At 60.3% G+C, this 19745-nt stretch carries 15 protein-coding genes; 8 read left to right on the top strand and 7 right to left on the bottom strand.

What is annotated here, in order from left to right; translation table 11 throughout:
• Positions 1-407: 407 nt before the first annotated feature.
• The 4 genes from DXT88_RS07970 to DXT88_RS07955 all read left to right on the top strand — a co-directional run bounded on the left by DXT88_RS07970 (position 408) and on the right by DXT88_RS07955 (position 4869).
• Entirely contained in the window at positions 408-1496 is a 1089-nt protein-coding gene (locus tag DXT88_RS07970) for an ABC transporter ATP-binding protein (RefSeq protein ID WP_016835551.1), read from the top strand.
• A 124-nt stretch (positions 1497-1620) separates the two neighbouring features.
• On the top strand, positions 1621-2958 hold the full coding sequence (locus tag DXT88_RS07965) for an ABC transporter substrate-binding protein (protein ID WP_016835552.1): 1338 nt from the start codon (positions 1621-1623) through the stop codon (positions 2956-2958).
• 130 nt (positions 2959-3088) lie between these two features.
• Positions 3089-3988 (top strand): carbohydrate ABC transporter permease, encoded by a 900-nt coding sequence (locus DXT88_RS07960; RefSeq protein ID WP_016835553.1) that lies wholly within the window; start codon positions 3089-3091, stop codon positions 3986-3988.
• A complete protein-coding gene (locus DXT88_RS07955; protein ID WP_016835554.1) occupies positions 3985-4869 on the top strand; it encodes a carbohydrate ABC transporter permease in 885 nt (294 codons plus the stop codon). The genes DXT88_RS07960 and DXT88_RS07955 overlap by 4 nt, the downstream gene beginning before the upstream one ends.
• 72 nt (positions 4870-4941) lie before the next feature.
• Here the strand turns inward: DXT88_RS07955 and DXT88_RS07950 are convergent, their stop codons facing one another.
• The gene (locus tag DXT88_RS07950) at positions 4942-5718 is read right to left on the bottom strand and encodes a dienelactone hydrolase family protein (protein ID WP_265212494.1); all 777 of its coding nucleotides are present in this window, start codon (positions 5716-5718) and stop codon (positions 4942-4944) included.
• A 294-nt stretch (positions 5719-6012) separates the two neighbouring features.
• On the opposite strand from DXT88_RS07950, the gene DXT88_RS07945 reads away from it, so the two are divergent.
• The 3 genes from DXT88_RS07945 to DXT88_RS07935 all read left to right on the top strand — a co-directional run bounded on the left by DXT88_RS07945 (position 6013) and on the right by DXT88_RS07935 (position 8561).
• Positions 6013-6948, top strand: a complete 936-nt coding sequence (locus DXT88_RS07945) for an exopolyphosphatase (protein ID WP_265212492.1) — start codon at positions 6013-6015, stop codon at positions 6946-6948.
• A 142-nt stretch (positions 6949-7090) separates the two neighbouring features.
• Positions 7091-7597, top strand: coding sequence for a MerR family transcriptional regulator (locus DXT88_RS07940; RefSeq protein WP_016835557.1), 507 nt, complete (start codon positions 7091-7093; stop codon positions 7595-7597).
• Positions 7512-8561, top strand: a complete 1050-nt coding sequence (locus DXT88_RS07935) for an aldo/keto reductase (protein WP_265212489.1) — start codon at positions 7512-7514, stop codon at positions 8559-8561. The genes DXT88_RS07940 and DXT88_RS07935 overlap by 86 nt, the downstream gene beginning before the upstream one ends.
• A gap of 118 nt (positions 8562-8679) precedes the next feature.
• Here the strand turns inward: DXT88_RS07935 and lpdA are convergent, their stop codons facing one another.
• From lpdA to gshA, 6 genes are all read right to left on the bottom strand, one after another.
• A complete protein-coding gene (gene lpdA / locus DXT88_RS07930; RefSeq protein ID WP_265212487.1) occupies positions 8680-10461 on the bottom strand; it encodes a dihydrolipoyl dehydrogenase in 1782 nt (593 codons plus the stop codon).
• Between the two features lie 139 nt (positions 10462-10600).
• Positions 10601-12268, bottom strand: coding sequence for a dihydrolipoyllysine-residue acetyltransferase (gene aceF, locus DXT88_RS07925; protein ID WP_265212485.1), 1668 nt, complete (start codon positions 12266-12268; stop codon positions 10601-10603).
• Positions 12269-12418: 150 nt separating this feature from the next.
• Positions 12419-15115, bottom strand: a complete 2697-nt coding sequence (aceE, locus tag DXT88_RS07920) for a pyruvate dehydrogenase (acetyl-transferring), homodimeric type (RefSeq protein ID WP_016835561.1) — start codon at positions 15113-15115, stop codon at positions 12419-12421.
• A 333-nt stretch (positions 15116-15448) separates the two neighbouring features.
• Positions 15449-16120, bottom strand: coding sequence for an amino acid ABC transporter permease (locus DXT88_RS07915; RefSeq protein ID WP_265212482.1), 672 nt, complete (start codon positions 16118-16120; stop codon positions 15449-15451).
• An 8-nt stretch (positions 16121-16128) separates the two neighbouring features.
• Positions 16129-16935 carry a transporter substrate-binding domain-containing protein gene (locus tag DXT88_RS07910; protein WP_265212647.1) on the bottom strand — a complete coding sequence of 269 codons (807 nt, stop codon included), beginning with the start codon at positions 16933-16935 and terminating at the stop codon, positions 16129-16131.
• A 162-nt stretch (positions 16936-17097) separates the two neighbouring features.
• Entirely contained in the window at positions 17098-18702 is a 1605-nt protein-coding gene (gene gshA / locus DXT88_RS07905; RefSeq protein ID WP_265212480.1) for a glutamate--cysteine ligase, read from the bottom strand.
• Positions 18703-18898: 196 nt separating this feature from the next.
• On the opposite strand from gshA, the gene folD reads away from it, so the two are divergent.
• Positions 18899-19744, top strand: coding sequence for a bifunctional methylenetetrahydrofolate dehydrogenase/methenyltetrahydrofolate cyclohydrolase FolD (gene folD, locus DXT88_RS07900; protein WP_265212478.1), 846 nt, complete (start codon positions 18899-18901; stop codon positions 19742-19744).
• Position 19745 lies beyond the last annotated feature (1 nt).

The following is a 19745-nucleotide window of genomic DNA, read 5'->3' as shown; positions in this document are numbered from 1 at the left end:
AACGAGCACCGACTGCGTCCGCAACCGTAACGGCAACAACAGCAGACGCAGCACGGCATCTCACAGCAATCCGTAGCAGAGCAGCAGCCCGGGCAACGCAGAGAGGTACGAAGAACGACGATGTAACTATGTCCACTGTCATGGCGTTACCGACGTAGCGATAGTGGCTGTCATTTTGTATCTCTCAGTACCGCCGAAAACCATAAAAACCAAAACGGCGCAGGTATCAGAAGCAAGAGCCGCTAACAAAATGTCGGTGGCAAGGCGCGCCGACGAAGAGTACGAAAGTACGGCTAGGAGAAGCAACGCCGCCAGCGGCGTTTTGTTAGTGGCTCTAAATGTGCGAAGCCCTCCAAGAAAGGGTTTATCGCAGACACAAAAACGAGGATATAGACGAGGAGCAAGGCATGGCATCAGTACAGATTCGCGGCATCAAGAAACAATTCGGCAGCACCCAGGTTATCCGCGGTGTCGACATCGACATCGCCGACGGCGAGTTCGCAGTGCTCGTGGGCCCTTCCGGCTGCGGCAAGTCGACGCTGTTGCGCATGCTGGCAGGCCTCGAGGAAATCACCGAAGGCGAAATCTCCATCGGCGGCACCGTCGTCAACAACGTCCAGCCCAAGGACCGCGACATCGCCATGGTGTTCCAGAACTACGCCTTGTATCCGCACATGACGGTCAACGACAACATGGCGTTCTCGCTGATGCTGGCCAAGAAGGACAAGTCATTCATCCAGCAGCAGGTCAAGAAGGCCGCCGAAATCCTCGGCCTGACCACGCTGCTGGAACGTTATCCGCGCCAGCTCTCCGGCGGCCAGCGCCAGCGTGTGGCGATGGGCCGCGCGATCGTGCGCGATCCGCAGGTGTTCCTGTTCGATGAACCGCTGTCCAACCTCGACGCCAAGCTGCGCGTGCAGATGCGCACCGAGATCAAGGAACTGCACCAGCGCCTGAAGACCACTTCGGTCTACGTCACCCACGATCAGATCGAGGCGATGACCATGGCCGACCAGATCGTCGTCATGCGCGACGGCCTGGTGGAACAGCGCGGCCGTCCGCTCGAACTGTACGACCGCCCTGCCAACATCTTCGTGGCCGGCTTCATCGGCTCGCCGGCGATGAACTTCATCCCCGCCACCTTGCGTCGCAATGCCGACAAGGCTGAAGTCGAATTCGCCGACGGCACGCGCCTGCCTGCTCCATATGCGCATCGCGGCCTGGACGGCGTCGACGGCCAGCGCGTAGTCTACGGCGTGCGTCCCGAGCATCTGAGCATCGGTCCGGCCGGCAGCGGCATGAACACCAAGGTCGTCGTGGTCGAACCAACCGGCGCCGATACCGAAGTGTATGCACGCTTCAGCGACACCAGCCTGACATCGATCTTCCGCGAACGTCACGACTTCTCGGCCGGAGACACCATCACGCTGGTGCCGGAACACGGCAGCACCCATTTGTTCGACGCCGATAGCGGCAAGACATTGGCGCGCGACTGAGGATGTTGATCGTCGTTATTCGCAATACTTTTAACAAAGCAGTCCCTGTAGTACAGCAAGTAAAAATAAAAAGCCTTAAAACCTGGGCCCATTCACTTTCATCAGAAGAGAAGGAGTAGGAGACATGACTAAGCTGACCAGACGTAATTTCCTGGCCGCCAGCGCATCCGTCGCTGCGGCATCGACAGTAGCCACCACCAATGCATTCGCCGCACCAGCCGCGCCTGCCGCCACCGGCGCCGGCCTGAAGTTCGACATCGAAAAAGGCGCCACGCTGCGCGTGCTGCGCTGGAAGCGTTTCGTCCAGGGCGATGAAGACTTGTGGAATGCAAACGTGAAGAAATTCACCGAGAAGACCGGCGTCGCCGTGCGCACCGACAGCGAAGGCTGGGAAGACCTGCGTCCGAAGGCCGCGGTTGCCGCCAACGTCGGCTCCGGCCCGGACATCGTGATGAGCTGGTTCGATGACCCGCAACAATATCCGACCAAGCTGATCGACCTGACCGACCTGGCGACATCGCTGGGCAGCCGCCTGGGCGGCTGGTACGACGTCTGCCGCAAATACGGCACCAAGGACGGTAAATGGATCGCGCTGCCGGTCGGCGTGGTCGGCAATGCGCTGGTGTATCGCGAAAGCCAGTTGAAGGCAGCCGGCTTCGACGCCGTGCCGAAGGATACCGCCGGCTTCCTGAAGATGTGCCAGGCCCTCAAAGCCAAAAACACACCGGTCGGTTTCGCACTCGGCAAAGCCGTCGGCGACGCCAATAACTGGGCGCACTGGCTGTTGTGGTCGCATGGCGGCAAGCTGGTCGACAAGAAAGGCGCGGTCGCCATCAATTCGCCGGAAACCCGCGCTGCGCTGGAATACGCCAAGCAGCTGTATGCGACCTTCATCCCGGGCACACTGTCCTGGCAAGATCCGTCGAACAACAAGGCTTACCTGGACGGCCAGATCAGCATGACCGCCAACGGCATTTCGGTGTACTACGCGGCCAAGAATTCGACCGATCCGAAGTTGCAGGAAATGGCGAAAGACACGCAACACGCCCACTTCCCCGTCGGCCCTGCCGGCAAGCCGACGGAACTGATGCAGATCACGCAGATGATGATCTTCAAGCACACCAAGTTCCCGAATGCGGCCAAGGCGTTCGTGCAGTTCATGTTCGAACCCGAGCAATACAATCCATGGATGGAAGCATCCATCGGCTACGTCAGCCAATCGCTCAAGGCCTACGAAAAGAACGCCATCTGGACGTCGGATCCGAAGGCCACCGTGTATCGCGATTCGGCTGCCCTGATGATCGACCACGGCCACGAAGGTCCGCTGGGCCAGGCGTCTGCCGCCTGCATGGCCGACTACGTGGTGGTCGACATGGTGGCGGAAGCGGCCAGCGGTTCGAAGACCGTGCAGCAAGCAATCGACCGCGCTGCCGATCGGGCCAAACGCTTCTACAAAGCGTAAAAACCTGCTCTACCCTGCTTCGGCTTCCTGACATTCATGAGCCCGGAGCAGGCGAAGCAAGGAGCAAAACATGCGTTCGCACCGGCAGCCGCCGTGCGGACGCAGTCATCACGCTTACCGAGGTCTGCTTATGTTATCCCGACTGCTGAACAACCGTAATGTGCTGGGCATGCTGTTCATGGCGCCTGCCGTATTACTGCTTGTCGTGTTTCTTACTTACCCGCTCGGACTGGGAATCTGGCTTGGCTTCACCGATACAAAAATCGGTGGCGAAGGCAGCTTCATCGGACTGGACAACTATTCCTACCTGCTGGGCGATTCGCTGGCGCAGCTGTCGCTGTTCAACACGCTGTTCTACACCATCACCGCCAGCATCCTGAAGTTCGTGCTCGGCTTGTGGCTGGCGATCCTGCTCAACAAGAACCTGCCGCTCAAATCCTTTTTCCGCGCCATCGTGCTGCTGCCATGGATCGTCCCGACCGCCTTGTCGGCGCTGGCGTTCTGGTGGATGTACGATTCGCAGTTCTCGGTGATCAGCTGGGCACTCGTGAAGATGGGCCTGATCGATCACTACATCGATTTCCTCGGCGAACCCTGGCTGGCGCGGATTTCCACCGTGGTCGCCAACGTCTGGCGCGGCATTCCGTTCGTGGCGATCTCGCTGCTGGCCGGCTTGCAGACCATCTCGCCTTCGCTGTATGAAGCGGCGGCGATCGACGGCGCCAAGCCATGGCAGCAATTCCGCTATGTCACGCTGCCATTGCTGACGCCGATCATCGCGGTGGTGATGACGTTCTCGGTGCTGTTCACCTTCACCGACTTCCAGTTGATCTATGTGCTCACACGCGGCGGTCCGTTGAATGCAACGCATCTCATGGCGACGCTGTCGTTCCAACGCGCCATCCCTGGCGGTTCGCTGGGTGAAGGCGCTGCTCTGGCAACCTACATGATTCCTTTCCTGCTCGCAGCCATCATGTTTTCGTACTTCGGCCTGCAACGTCGCGGCTGGCAACAAGGAGGTGACAAATGAGCAAGAAGTCAAAAGACCTGCAGCAGGAAACGCAAGGCATGGATTTCCTGCAATCGGTGCCGCGCCGCTGGATCACGACGTATATCCCGCTGGGCATCTTCGTGTTCGTGCTGCTGTTCCCGTTCTACTGGATGGTGATCACGGCCTTCAAACCCGACAACGAATTGCTGCGTCAGACCGGCAATCCGTTCTGGGTGGTGGCGCCGACGCTGGCCCACTTCAAGAAGCTGCTGTTTGAAACCCAGTATCCGGCGTGGCTGCTGAACACGGTCATCGTGTCGGTGGTGTCGACCTTCGCCTCGCTGGCGGCCAGCGTGTTCGCGGCGTATGCCATCGAACGCCTGCGCTTCCAGGGTTCCAAGCAAGTCGGCCTGGGCATCTTCCTGGCGTACCTGATTCCGCCATCGATCCTGTTCATCCCGCTGGCGGCAATCGTGTTCAAGCTGGGCCTGTTCGATACGCGCTGGGCGCTGATCCTGACGTATCCGACCTTCCTGATTCCGTTCTGCACCTGGCTGCTGATGGGCTACTTCCGCTCGATTCCGTATGAGCTGGAAGAATGCGCACTGATCGACGGCGCCACGCGTTGGGAAATCCTGATCAAGATCATCCTGCCGCTGGCGGTCCCTGGTCTGATTTCGGCCGGCATCTTCGCCTTCACGCTGTCGTGGAACGAGTTCATCTACGCGCTGACCTTCATCTCTTCCTCGGAAGTAAAGACGGTGCCGGTGGGGATCGTGACCGAGCTGGTCGATGGCGACGTGTATCACTGGGGCGCGCTGATGGCGGGCGCACTGCTGGGGTCGTTGCCGGTGGCGGTGGTGTATTCCTTCTTCGTGGAATATTACGTATCGGGCATGACCGGAGCGGTGAAAGAGTAATTCTTCTCGCTCAAGGAAAACGGCCGGCGTCTTGCGATGCCGGCCGTTTTTTATTGTCTGCCCTGAATCGGATCAGGCGAGCTTTTCAGCGAAGAAGTTCTTCAACGCGACCGATGCGCGCTCAGCCGTTTTCTGGTGATAGAAAAAGCCCGGATTCTTGGCATCAGGATCGGTGAATGAATGGCCGGCCTGGCCATAGTTGACCAGTTGCCAATCCAGGTTGGCGGCGCTGACCTCATCGATGAAGGCGTTGACCTGATCGCGCGGCACCGACGGATCCTGCACGCCGTGCAGCACCAGGATGGCGCCCTTGATGTTTTTTGCATCTTCCGGATTTGGCGTGTCGAGCGCGCCATGCACCGAAACGAACGCCTGCAAGGCAGCGCCCGAGCGCGCCAGTTCCAGCGCGGCGGTGCCGCCGAAGCAGAAGCCGCTGGCGCCGAGCTTGCCGTTCAGCTTGACCTTGTCCTGGCCTTTGAATGCGTCGAGCACCGCATTCATGCGCTTGCGCAGTTCGGCACGCTCCTTCTTCAGCGGGACGATGGCGGCGACGCCTTCATCGGGCGTGGTCGGACGTACGGTTTTGCCGTAGACGTCGCCGACCAGGATTGCCTGATGCGGGCCCAGGCCGATGATGGTCGCGGTGACTTCCAGCGCCTTCTGGCTGATGCCGAAATAGTTGGGAATGGAAATCACGCCGGCCACCGGCACTGTGTTTTTGTTGTTGAACAGCAGCACGTTTTCATACTCGACGCCGTCCAGTACATGGCTGATCAGTTCGATGCCGAGATCGGCTGCCGGGATGCCGAATTTTGCGGCGATGGGGGCGGGATCAAAATGGTGACTCATTCACTTCTCCTGAGTTGCAGATGGGGAAAGCCGGATGGGGCCGCCCCCTGTCGGAGATGCAGCGTGCATCTTGCGGGAGACGGTCGCATACGGCTTTCTGGCGAAAGCCGCTATCTTTGCACAGCCGCCGAAACTTTGCTGGCGCGGGGCTCGTCGCGGGGCGACGACGGCCGCGCATTTTTCTGCTATTCATGTCCAAATTTGGGTTGTATGATTAACCACTGTTCCAGAGCCTGCCGGGGGGCGCCATGGCGCCGGGACGCAATGAATATTCTATTTATAAAGGGGACGATGATGTCGGAAGCAAAACAATACCGTTTGGTAACACGCAGCGACTTTGATGGTTTGGTATGTGCAGTGCTGCTCAGGCATCTGAACATGATCGATGAAATCCTGTTCGTGCATCCCAAAGACATGCAGGACGGAAAAATCGCCATCAGCGACAACGACATCACCACCAACCTTCCCTTCGTGCCCGGCGTGCACATTGCGTTCGATCACCATTTGTCCGAAACCATCCGCCACACCGGTGAACGCAAGAACCACGTGATCCACCCTGATGCGCCATCGGCTGCGCGCGTGGTTTATGACTATTACGGCGGCGAGAAAGCCTTCCCGGCATCGTGGGGCGACATGATGGCGGCGGTCGACAAGGGCGATGCCGCGCGCTTCAACGAACAGGAAGTGCTCAATCCGGAAGGCTGGGATCTGCTCAACTTCCTGATGGATGCGCGCACCGGCCTGGGCCGCTTCCGCGACTTCCGCATCTCCAATTACAACCTGATGATGGATCTGATCGAGCTGTGCAAAACGCATACGATCGAAGAAATCATGGCGACGCCGGACGTCAAGGAGCGCCGCGAGCTGTATTTCGAGCACGCCGACAAGTGCAAGGAACAGATCCGCCGCTGCGCCACCGTGCACAAGAACCTGGTGGTGCTGGACTTGCGCAACGAAGAGGTGATTTTTGCCGGGAATCGCTTCATTATCTACGCACTGTTTCCACAAACAAACATTTCCATCCACGTCTTGTGGGGCCTGAAGAACCAGAACACCGTGTTCGCCACCGGCAAGTCCATCCTCAACCGCACCTCCAAGACCAACATCGGCGCCTTGATGCTGGAATACGGCGGCGGCGGACATGAGAACGCCGGTACTTGCCAGATTGAAAACGATCGCGCCGAAGAAGTACTCAAGACGCTGATCTCCCGCATCAACGCCGACGACTAAATCGTCCCGCAGGAAAGACAGGGCGCTTGCGCATCCGTATCGGCCTCGCGAGCGCCCTTTCAGCAAAATCCCCCGATGGTCTTGAAATAAGTCAAAATCCCCTCTTGACTTAGAGTGCGCTCCAACTTCTAGACTGCCTCACATGACCACTTCCCTGACCATACAACAAGCTGCCGCAAAGACCGGTTTGTCGGTGCACACCCTGCGCTATTACGAAAGGATCGGCCTGCTCGATCCGATCGCGCGCCAGGACAATACGCATCGACTGTACCGCGAAGAAGATCTGCTCTGGATTGGATTCTTGCTCAAGCTGCGTTCGACCGGTCTGCCGATCCGCGACATGCTGCGCTACGCAGAACTGCGTCGCGCCGGCAATACGGCGGAAAGTGTGTCTGCACGGAAAGCATTGCTGCAACAGCATGCCCGCACCGTGGAAGAGACGATCGCCGAACTGCAAAGCAACCTGTCCATCCTGCATATGAAGGTCAAGATGTATGAGGACATGGAGGCCGCGCTGCCACCGGTCGTCGTCACTCACCAGCAATCTATCGAGGACGCTTCCAATGACCACAGCAACAAACCCAACGAACGCAACAACTCAACAAGCAAAACCGGCAACGCAAGTCGGCACTCGCAAGCTCGGCGCTGACGGCCCGACCGTTTCGTCCATCGGCCTCGGCTGCATGGGCATGAGCGATTTCTATTCGAACCGCGACGATGCCGAATCCATCGCTACCATCCATCGCGCGCTGGAGCTCGGCATCTGCTTTCTCGATACGGCCGACATGTATGGTCCGCATATCAATGAAGAACTGATCGCCAAGGCCATCAAAGGCAAGCGCGACCAGGTATTCATTGCGACCAAATTCGGCATCGTGCGTGATCCGGCCAATCCGGCGGCGCGCGGCGTCAACGGTAAACCCGATTACATCCGCACTTCGGTCGAAGGCAGCCTGAAACGCCTGGGCGTCGAGACCATCGACCTGTATTACCAGCATCGCATCGATCAGAGCACACCGATCGAAGAGACCGTGGGCGCGCTGGCCGATCTGGTCAAGGCCGGCAAGATCCGTCACATCGGTTTGTCGGAAGCATCGTCGCAGACGCTGGAGCGCGCCAGCAAGGTTCACAAGATCACCGCGCTGCAAAGCGAATACTCGCTCTGGACACGCGATCCGGAGCAAGGCGTGCTGGCAACGTGCAACAAGCTCGGCATCGGTTTTGTGCCGTACAGCCCGCTGGGACGCGGCTTCCTGACCGGCGCCATTACCCGTCCGGACCAGTTCGAAGCAGACGATTACCGTCGCCACAATCCGCGCTTCCAAGGCGAAAACTTTGCGAAGAACCTGCTTTTGGTGGAGAAGGTGAAAGAGCTCGCAACGCGTTACGAATGCTCACCGTCGCAACTGGCGTTGGCTTGGGTGCTGGCGCAAGGCGAGCATATCGTGCCGATTCCCGGCACCAAGCGCCGCACCTATCTGGAGGAAAATAGCGGCGCGCTGGCAGTCGCGCTGACGGCGTCGCACCTGGAAGAACTGAACCGGCTGTTCCCAGTCGATGCCGCCGCCGGCCCGCGTTATACCGAGGAAGGCATGCGCATTATCAACGGCTGATGCCGATCAGCTCGCTCGGAACTGAATAGCGCAGGCAATCAAAAACGGCTGGCATCTTGCGATGTCAGCCGTTTTTCCTTCCGCTTGCCGGTAGTGCCCGGCGTGCGAATTACTCGGATTACTTCTTGCGCATCGGCGGCAAGTCGGTGCAAACGCCCTTGTAGACTTCCGCCGCCATGCCGATCGATTCGCCCAGCGTCGGGTGAGGATGGATGGTCTTGCCGATGTCGACGGCATCAGCACCCATTTCGATCGCCAGTGCGATTTCACCAATCATGTCGCCGGCGTGCGTGCCGACGATGCCCCCGCCGACGATGCGATGGGTCTCAGCGTCGAACAGCAGTTTGGTGAAACCTTCCGAGCGGCCGTTGGCAACGGCGCGACCGGATGCGGCCCACGGGAAGTGGCCCTTCTCCAGCTTGATGCCCTTGGCCTTGGCTTCGTCTTCGGTGATGCCGACCCATGCCACTTCCGGATCGGTGTAAGCCACCGAAGGAATGACGCTGGCGTCGAAGTGGCTCTTCTCGCCGGCTGCGGCTTCGGCGGCAACGTGCGCTTCGTGCACGGCCTTGTGCGCCAGCATCGGCTGGCCGACCAGATCGCCGATGGCGAAGATGTGCGGCACGTTGGTGCGCATCTGGCTGTCGACTGGAATGAAACCGCGATCGGTGACGGTCACGCCGGCCTTGTCGGCGGCGATCTTCTTGCCGTTCGGGCTACGGCCGACGGCCACCAGCACAAGGTCATACACTTGCGGTTCCGGCGCCTTGGCGCCGGCTTCGGCGGCTTCGAAGGTGACCTTGATGCCTTCCTTCAATGCTTCCACGCCGACCGTCTTGGTCTTCAGCATGACGTTGTCGAAACGCTTTTCGTTGAACTTCTGCCAAACTTTAACCATGTCGCGATCCGCGCCTTGCATCAGGCCGTCCATCATTTCGACGACGTCGATGCGTGCGCCCAGCGTGGAATACACGGTGGCCATTTCCAGGCCGATGATGCCGCCGCCGATGACCAGCATGCGCTTCGGCACCTGACGCAGTTCCAGCGCGCCGGTCGAGTCGACAATGCGTGGATCCTGCGGTACGAACGGCAGGTTCACCACCGACGAACCGGCGGCGATGATGGCTTGCTTGAACTTGACGGTCTTCTTGCTGCCGTCGGCTGCGGTCACTTCGATGTGATTGGCGCCGACGAACTGGCCGACGCCTTGCACGACGTTGACCTTGCGCGCCTTGGCCATGCCGGCCAGACCGCCGGTCATGGTGCCGATGACTTTTTCCTTGTAGGCGCGCAGCTTGTCGATGTCGATTTCCGGCTTGGCGAAGGTCACGCCATGCGAGGCCATCGCGGCTGTTTCATCGATGACGGCTGCAACGTGCAGCAGCGCCTTGGATGGAATACAACCGACGTTCAGGCACACGCCGCCGAGAGTCGAATAGCGCTCGACCAGCACGGTGTTCATGCCCAGGTCGGCGGCGCGGAACGCAGCGGAATAGCCGCCGGGACCGGCGCCGAGGACCATCATGTCGCATTCGATGTCGGCTGAGCCGCCGAAGGTGGCGGCAACCGGAGCAGGTGCTGCCGGGGCGGCGGGCGCTGCTGCCGGCGCAGCCGCAGCTGGGGCCGGTGCGGCAGCAGGCGCAGGTGCAGCCGCCGCATCACCGCTGGCTTCCACCAGCAACAGCACGGAACCTTCGGCAACCTTGTCGCCTACCTTGACTTTCAATTCTTTCACCACGCCAGCCGTGCTGGACGGGATTTCCATGCTGGCCTTGTCGGACTCGACGGTGATCAGCGATTGCTCGACCTTGATCGTGTCGCCAACCTTGACCAGCAATTCGATTACTTCCACTTCCTTGAAATCGCCGATATCGGGGACTTTGACTTCGCTCAGACTCATGTCTTTACTCCGTAAATTCTGTTGTTCGCTTGTTTGCGCTGCGCTGTCTCATTCACGAATGGATGCGCGACGCCGCTTTGTTTGTGCCTGAAGCTAAAGCACCGCACTGATTTTCATCAGCGCGGCGCAACGGCAACAATTACAGCAGCGACTTGCGCAAATCGCCCAGCACTTCGGCCAGATAGGCCGAGAAGCGCGCACCCATTGCGCCGTCGACCACGCGGTGGTCATAGGACAGCGAAGTCGGCAGCATCAGGCGCGGCGCGAATTGCTTGCCGTCCCAGACCGGTTTGATGATCGACTTGGACAAGCCCAGGATCGCCACTTCAGGTGCATTGATGATCGGCGTGAAGGCCGTGCCGCCAATGCCGCCCAACGACGAAATGGTGAAGGTCGCGCCTTGCATGTCGGCAGGCTTCAGCTTGCCGTCGCGCGCTTGCGCCGACAGCTCGCCCATTTCAGTGGCGATCTGGCCGATGGTCTTCTGATCGGCGTTCTTGATCACGGGCACCACCAGGCCGTTCGGCGTGTCGGCGGCGAAGCCGATGTTGTAGTACTGCTTCAGGATCAGGTTTTCGCCCTTGGCATCCAGCGAGGAGTTGAACGCCGGGAATTTCTTCAGCGCCGAGACGCTGGCCTTGATCACGAACGCCAGCATGGTCAGCTTGACCGGCGACTTGGCCTTGGCGTAGGCATCGTTGGAGGTCTTGCGGAATTCTTCCAGCTCGGTCACGTCGGCTTCATCGAATTGCGTGACGTGCGGGATCATGACCCAGTTGCGATGCAAGTTCGGACCGCTGATCTTCTTGATGCGCGACAGCGGCAACAGTTCGGTCGTACCGAACTTGCTGAAGTCGAGCGATGGCCATGGCAACAGATCCAGACCAACGCCGCTGCCGTTCTTGGCCGGAGCGGAAGCCGCCGTACCAGCGCCGGCCAGCGCCGCCTTGACGAACTTCTGGATGTCTTCCTGCAGGATGCGGTTCTTCGGGCCGGTGCCGACCACGCGGGTCAGATCGACGCCGAGTTCGCGGCCGTACTTGCGCACCGATGGCGACGCATGCGACTTGTTGACGGAGCTCGGCGTGACGGCAGCGACCGCCATGGCAGGAGCAGCGGCCGGCGCCGATGCAGGAGCTGCAGGCGCTGCAGCTACCGGAGCCGAAGCTGCCGGCGCTGGCGCCGCTGCGGCAGGCGCTGCGGGAGCTGCTCCACCGCCGCTGGCTTCCACCACGGCAACCAGCGAACCCTTGGCAACCTTGTCGCCGATCTTGACTTTCAGTTCCTTGATCACGCCGGCATGGCTCGACGGGATTTCCATGCTGGCCTTGTCGGATTCGACGGTCAGCAGCGATTGCTCGACCTTGACGGTATCGCCGACCTTGACCAGCAGCTCGATCACTTCGACTTCGGCGAAATCGCCGATATCGGGGACGAGGATATCTTGCAAGCCGCCCGAAGCTGCCGGAGCAGCCGCAGGTGCCGGAGCGGCCGGCGCGGATGCCGTTGCGGCGGCAGGGGCTGCTGCGGCGGCGGCAACCGGAGCGGCTGCTGGTGCAGCAGCCGCGCCTTCGGCGTCAACGATCACGACCACGGAGCCTTCGGCGACCTTGTCGCCGATCTTCACGCGGATCTCTTTGACCACGCCGGCATGGCTGGATGGGATTTCCATGCTGGCCTTGTCGGATTCGACCGTCAGCAGGGATTGTTCGACTTTGATGGTATCGCCTACCTTGACCAGGACTTCAATGACTTCGACTTCCTTGAAATCGCCAATATCCGGTACTTTTACTTCGATTTGACTCATCTCTCGTGCTCCGTTTGTTCTGGATCCGGTGCGTTGCATCGCGCTGATGCCACGCCGGAAATTGTGTCCACATGTTGAAGGCGGCCTGCCGACATCAGTATGTCATGACAAGCCGCCTCGCTGATGGTTCAGGTCCCGCAGATTCCCGAATTATTGGGTCACTGGATTCGGTTTTTCCGGATTGATGCCGTATTTGGCGATCGCTTCGGCAACCACGGAAGGCTTGATCTTGCCTTCGTCCGCCAGCGACTTCAGCGCAGCCACGGTCACATAGTGACGGTCGACTTCGAAGAATTCGCGCAGCTTGGCGCGGGTGTCGGAACGGCCGTAACCGTCGGTGCCCAGCACCTTGTAAGTACGGCCCTTCGGTACGAAGGCGCGGACTTGCTCGGCGTAGGTGCGCATGTAGTCGGTCGACACCACGATCGGGCCTTCGGTGCCTTCCATCGATTGCTCGAAGTGGCTCTTGCGGGCAGCTTCGGCCGGATGCAGCATGTTCCAGCGTTCCGAATCCTGGCCGTCGCGCGCCAGCAGCGTGAACGACGGTGCGGACCAGACGTCGGCGTCGACCTTCCAGTCGTCGCGCAGCAGATCGGCGGCGGCGATGACTTCGCGCAGGATAGTGCCGGAGCCCAGCAGTTGCACGCGCAGCTTGTTCTTCTTGCCGCCTTCGTTCAACAGGTACAGGCCCTTGATGATGCCCTCTTCCTGGCCTGGCTTGATGCCGGGGTGAGCGTAGTTCTCGTTCATCACGGTGATGTAATAGAACACGTCTTCCTGGTTGCCGACCATGCGGCGCAGGCCGTCATGGATGATCACGGCGACTTCGTGGGCGAAGGTCGGATCGTAAGGCACGCAGTTCGGGATTGCCGAAGCAAACACGTGGCTGTGGCCGTCTTCGTGCTGCAGGCCTTCGCCGTTCAGTGTGGTGCGGCCGGCGGTGCCGCCGATCAGGAAGCCGCGGGCGCGCATGTCGCCGGCAGCCCAGGCCAGATCGCCGATACGTTGCAGGCCGAACATCGAGTAATACGTGTAGAACGGAATCATGATGCGGTTGTTGGTCGAGTACGAGGTCGCCGCAGCGATCCACGAGCTCATGCCGCCCGCTTCATTGATGCCTTCTTGCAGAATCTGGCCGGCCTTGTCTTCGCGGTAATACATGACCTGGTCCTTGTCGACCGGTTCGTACAGCTGACCGACCTGGCTGAAGATGCCGATCTGGCGGAACAGGCCTTCCATGCCGAACGTGCGCGATTCGTCGACCATGATCGGCACCACGCGCTGGCCCAGGCTGCTGTCGCGCAGCAGCGCGGTCAGCACGCGCGAGTACGCTGCGGTGGTCGAGATTTCACGGCCTTCGGCGGTCGGTTCCAGCATGACCTGGAATGCCGACAGTTCAGGCACCACCAGTTTTTCGTCAGCTTGCGGACGGCGTTGCGGCAGATAGCCGCCCAGCGCTTTGCGGCGCTCGTGCAGGTATTGCATTTCCGGCGTGTCTTCGGACGGCTTGAAGAACGGAATGCTCGGCAAGTCGGCGTCGGAGATCGGCAGTTGGAAACGGTCGCGCATGGCCTTGATGGCTTCGTCGTCCAGTTTCTTGGTGTTGTGTGCGGTGTTGCGTGCTTCGCCGGATTTACCGAAACCATAGCCCTTGATGGACTTGGCCAGGATGACGGTCGGTTGATCCTTGCTGTCCTGCGCAACCTTGAACGCTGCGTAGATCTTGTGCGGATCGTGGCCGCCGCGGGTCAGGCGCCAGATGTCGTCGTCGGACATCTTGCTGACCATTTCCAGCAGCTTCGGATGCTTGCCGAAGAAGTGCTTGCGTACGAACGCGCCGTCCTTGGCCTTGTAGTTCTGATATTCGCCGTCGACGGTTTCCATCATCACTTTTTGCAGGATGCCTTCCTTGTCCTTGGCCAGCAGCTCGTCCCAGCCGCTGCCCCAGATGACCTTGACGACATTCCAGCCGGCGCCGCGGAAATCGGACTCCAGCTCCTGGATGATCTTCCCGTTGCCGCGCACCGGACCGTCCAGGCGTTGCAGGTTGCAGTTGACCACGATGACCAGGTTGTTCAGCTTTTCACGGCCGGCCATGCCGATGGCGCCCATCGATTCCGGCTCGTCCATTTCACCGTCGCCGCAGAAGGCCCAGACCTTGCGGTTGTCAGTCTTGGCGATGCCGCGTGCGTGCAGGTATTTCAGGAAACGCGCCTGGTAAATCGCCATCAGCGGGCCCAGGCCCATCGACACGGTCGGGAACTGCCAGAACTCAGGCATCAGCTTCGGATGCGGATACGACGACAGGCCGTGGCCGTCGGCTTCGCGGCGGAAGTGGATCAGTTGGTCTTCAGTCAGGCGGCCCTCCAGGAATGCGCGGGCATAAATGCCTGGCGAGGAATGGCCCTGGATGTACAGCAGGTCGCCGCCGTGGTCTTCGGTCGGGGCGTGCCAGAAGTGGTTGAAGCCGATGCCCAGCATGTTCGCCAGCGAGGCAAACGAGGACAAGTGGCCACCCAGGTCGCCGTCGACGCGGTTGGCCTTGACCACCATCGCCATGGCGTTCCAGCGCATCCACGAGCGCAGGCGTTCTTCGATTTCCAGGTTGCCGGGGCAGTGTTCGCCCTGATCGGCAGGAATGGTGTTGACGTAGGCGGTATTGCTGGAGAACGGGATGTGGGCGCCGCGGCGGCGGGCCAGATCGACCATGCGCTCCATCAGGTAGTGTGCGCGTTCAGGGCCTTCGGCTTCGATCACGGCTTCGAGGGCGTCGAGCCACTCTTGCGTTTCAATCACATCGGGATCGTTGGCGGCTTGCGCCAGGACTTGGTCGATTTGGGCTGACATGGTACGTCTCCTGAGTTGAAGGGGATCGGCGGGGAGGCCGGATCGTTAAGCTGCACTACGGCGCTTGTTCAAGCTGCAAATACGCCGTAACACGTTTTTTTTTGGATTCTTTATGCCAATACTTTACGGTCTTTGCGCCGCGTGGACGAGGCATTTTAACAGGGCTTTTTTAATTTTCAAATAGCGATATTTGATTTCATATTATGGGAAATTGCTGCAAAGCGGCATAAACACTCACTCTCCCGGGTGGTGTTTTTGACCACCTTCGGGCAATCGCCCAAAAAACGCTTGCTGCAGTGCGTCGAAAGCAGCTTGCGATCCGCTCATGCAAGCTCACTGTGCCGGCCGGTAAGCCTTTTTGAAGCGCGCTTCGACGCGGCGATGGATGCCGTACTCATATAAAAGGCACAGCGTCCAGTAAATACCGGCCGCCAGCAGATAAAAGGTAAATGGCCGGAACGTCACCGAAATGATGTCGCCCGTGTACTTCATGAGTTCGGCGACGGTGATCACCGACAGCACCGAGGTGTCCTTGAAAAGGCTGATGAGGGTATTGCTGATGCCGGGTATCGCCAGCCGCAGCGCCTGCGGCATGACGATGTGACAAATGGTCTGGAAGCGCGTCAGGCCGAGACTGTATCCCGCGCTCCACTGCCCCGCACTGACGCCTTCCATCGCACCACGCATGGTTTCGGAAAGATAGGCCCCGGCGTTGGCGGTCAACACCAGCGTGCCGATCACGATCAGCGGCAGTTCGACGCCGGCGGCGCCCAGCCCGAAATAGACCAGGAAAGCCTGGATCAGTTGCGGCGTACTGCGCATGAAACTGACATAGACATTCGCCACGGCCGCCAGCACCGGCACGCGCTCATGCCGGATGAAGGTGACCAGCATGCCGAGCGGCAAACCGAACATCATGCCCAGGATTGCGTACAGCACTGTATACAGTGTCCCCAGCAGAATCAGGTTGCCGGAGTCGGCCAGCGCGGCGAACAGGTCGGCCATGCGGATCGCTATTGCACGGCCGGCCTGGACGCATCCAGGCCGAACCATTTTTGCGAGATGCGTGCGTAACTGCCGTCGCGGATCATGTCGGCGATGGCGGCGTCCATGGCGGCCTTGAATTTGGGATTGTTCTTTTTGAACGGAATGCCCTGCTTCTGGGGATCGCCGATGACGCCGGCGGCGCGCAGCGGCAGACGCGTTTCCCGAATCATGTAAGGCACCAGCAGGCGGTCGTTGAGCGCTGCGTCGAGGCGGCCGTTGGCAAGATCCTGCAGGTTCAGCGGCGCAGAGACGTAAGTCTTGACGTTGATGCCGCCGGCGGCGTTGAGTGTTTCGGCGTAGCTGCTGCCCTGGCCGACGCCGACGGCCTTGCCTTTCAGGCCGGCGATGCTGCGGTAGTCGTTCTTGTCGTCCAGGCGCTGGATCAGCTGTGCGCTCGAATAGGTATAGGGAATCGAGAAGTCGAATTCCGCCTCGCGCCTGGGCGTCATCGTGACCTGCGAAATGATGGCGTCGTACTTGCCCACTTGCAGTCCGGCCAGGATGCCGACCCATTCGGTGGCGACAAAGTCGGCGCGCAGTCCGAGCCGTCCGGCCAGCGCACGGGCGAATTCGACGTCGAAGCCGGTCAGTTCTCCGGTCTTGCGGTCCTTGAAATTGAAGGGTGGATAAGTACCCTCCAACGCCACGCGCAACACACCGCGCGCCTTGACCACCTCAAGCAGGTCTTGCGCGCCGGCCGCGCCGGGCGAGGCAAGAATGCCGAGAGCGCCAAGGACGCAGAAAAAACATGCAGAAAGTATCTTGGTCGCCATCATCGCCGCCCCCGCTCATGAGAAGAATCGGGCGGAATATACGCGAAAAGGATGCCGCTTTTGACGCGCTGGTGGACGCACAAGGCGAAGACGGCAAACAATCAGAAAATGATTGCCTGCCGATAGAATTTATTCAAGCAAGAACTTCGTTCAAGCGCAGAATCAGACGCTGATATTACCCAGCGTACTGGCCCGGTAAGCGGCGACGAAGGTATCGAAATCGCCGATCTGGGTGCGCTCGATCGATTGTTGATTCTCGATCGACGTAGCGGCGGTAGCGACGAATTCTGCGGTTTGCTCCGCGTTCAGCGGGCGCGCCAGGAACTCCGCCGCCTGCGCCTTGCTCAAGTTCAGAGCGAAAGCGGCGAATGAATTACCGGCCGCGCGCACTTCACGCAGCACGCGCGCCGACGGCGTCAGCTCGGCATCGCGCAGCTTCTCGCGTTGCGCCTGCAGCGCCTGCACATGCTCGGAACCACCGGCCTGCGCGTCGAGCAAGTCGGCGATCGGCTGCATACGCTCCAGCAGCGACAGTCCCCAGTCCTGCAAGCCGACCGGCTTGCCTTCCTGTTCCAGCTGCAAACCCGGACGACGGCCTTCCTTGACCACGCGCGCGAAGTTGCAACGGCTTTCGGCGCCGCTCTCGTCGGAGGTCAGCGAGCTCTCTTCAAACGCGATGAAATGCAGGAACACGTCGAGGAAGCGCGATGCCTTCAGGCTCACGCCGAGCGGCTCGAACGGATCGATGTCCATGCAGCGCACTTCGACGTACTGCACGCCGCGCGCCGCCAGCGCCTGTACCGGCCGTTCGCCGCTATAGATCACGCGCTTGGGACGGATCGTCGAATAGAACTCGTTTTCGATCTGCAGGATATTGGTGTTGATCTGGATCCACTCGCCGTCGCGCTTGGTGCCGAGTTCTTCGTACGCGGGGTACGGCTGGCTGACCGCCTGCGACAGGCTTCTGATATAGCTGTGCAGGTTGTTGTAGTGCGGCGTGATGTTGGCCTGGGCGTTGCTTTGGTAGCCGAGGTCGCTCATGCGCAGGCTGGTGGCGTACGGCAGGTAGAGCGTGTCGTCGCTGAGCGTCTCCAACTGGTGCGGACGGCCGCGCAGGAAGTTTGTCGCCAGCGCCGGCGAAGCGCCGAACAGGTACATCAGCAGCCAGCTGTAGCGGCGGAAGTTGCGGATCAGCGCGATGTAGCTTTCCGACTGGTAGTCGCGCGCCGAGAACGACGGCTCGACGTTTTGCTCGCGATCGTCCAGCTCGCGCAACAGCTTCCAGACATCTTCGCTGAGCGAGAAGTTGTAATGGATGCCGGCGATGCATTGCATGGTCTTGCCGTAGCGCAGCGCCAGGCCGCGGCGGTACACGTGTTTCAGCGTGCCGATATGCGAGGTGCCGTACCAGGCGATGGGGATGTCTTCTTCAGGCGGCAGCACGCCGGGCATGGACTGGTTCCACAGCAGTTCGCCGTTCAGGTTGGCGTGCACGAAACGGTGGATTTCATCGAGCCGCCGCAGTGCATCGGCAATGTCGTGTGTAGCCGGGGTGATGAATTCCAGCAGGGATTCCGAATAGTCGGTGGTGATCTGCTCATTGGTCAGGGCCGAGCCCAGCACGGCCGGATGCGGCGTGGTCGCCAGCTGTCCGTCCGGAGTCACGCGCAAAGTCTCCCGTTCCACGCCGCGCAGGCCACGACCGAGCAGCGCACGGTTTTCCGGGCTGGCAAAAAGGGCTAGGCGGCGGGTCAGCAGATCGGTCATGCAAGGTCCTCAGATGTCACTCAATTCGATTGGTTGGCGGAGCATAACCGAAAATTAAAATCAGCGTCGTCCGACACCACGACGCCGAAATCGGCGGCAAGGACTCGCATCCCGCCTGCCCAAGCCGTCGCGACCGCCGAGGGCAAGGCCCCTTATAATGACGCTTTATTTTCCCTCTTTTCCAGTCCCAGCCACCATGCCAGCACAACTTATCGACGGTAACCTGCTCTCCCAACAATTGCGCGCCGACGTCGCCAAACGCGCCGCCGCCCTCACCGCCAAGGGCAAACAGCCCGGCCTGGCCGTGATCCTGGTCGGCGACAGCCCGGCCTCGCAGGTCTACGTGCGCAACAAGGTCAAGGCCTGTGAAGACAACGGCCTGCACTCGGTGCTGGAAAAATACGACGCCGCGCTGACCGAAGCCGAGTTGCTGGCGCGCATCGATGCACTCAACAAGGACCCGAAGATCAATGGCATCCTGGTGCAATTGCCGCTGCCGACGCACATCGACGCCAACAAGGTGATCGAAGCCATTGCCGCCGACAAGGACGTCGACGGTTTCCACGTCAGCAACGCAGGCCTGCTGATGACCGGCCAGCCGCTGTTCCGCCCCTGTACGCCTTACGGCGTGATGAAAATGCTGGAATCCATCGATTATCCGGTGCGCGGCGCCAACGCCGTGGTGGTCGGCGCCTCCAACATCGTCGGCAAGCCGCAGGCCATGTTGCTCTTGCAAGCCGGGGCAACCGTCACTATCTGTAATTCCAAGACCCGCGATCTGGGCCACCATACGCGCCAGGCAGATATTCTGGTGGTAGCCACCGGCAAACGCAACATCGTCACCGCCGACATGGTCAAACCCGGCGCCGTCGTCATCGATGTCGGCATGAACCGCGACGATAACGGCAAATTGTGCGGCGATGTGGATTTCGCCAATGCAAAGGAAGTCGCAGGTTACATCACCCCCGTGCCCGGCGGCGTGGGGCCGATGACCATCACCATGTTGCTGGTCAACACTATTGAAGCTGCTGAAAGAACCTGAG

This window comes from Herbaspirillum lusitanum (assembly GCF_026127345.1).
GTDB lineage: Bacteria > Pseudomonadota > Gammaproteobacteria > Burkholderiales > Burkholderiaceae_D > Herbaspirillum > Herbaspirillum lusitanum.
The sequence above is the reverse complement of the archived record's forward strand: the minus strand, read 5'-3'. Positions and strand labels throughout refer to the sequence as shown.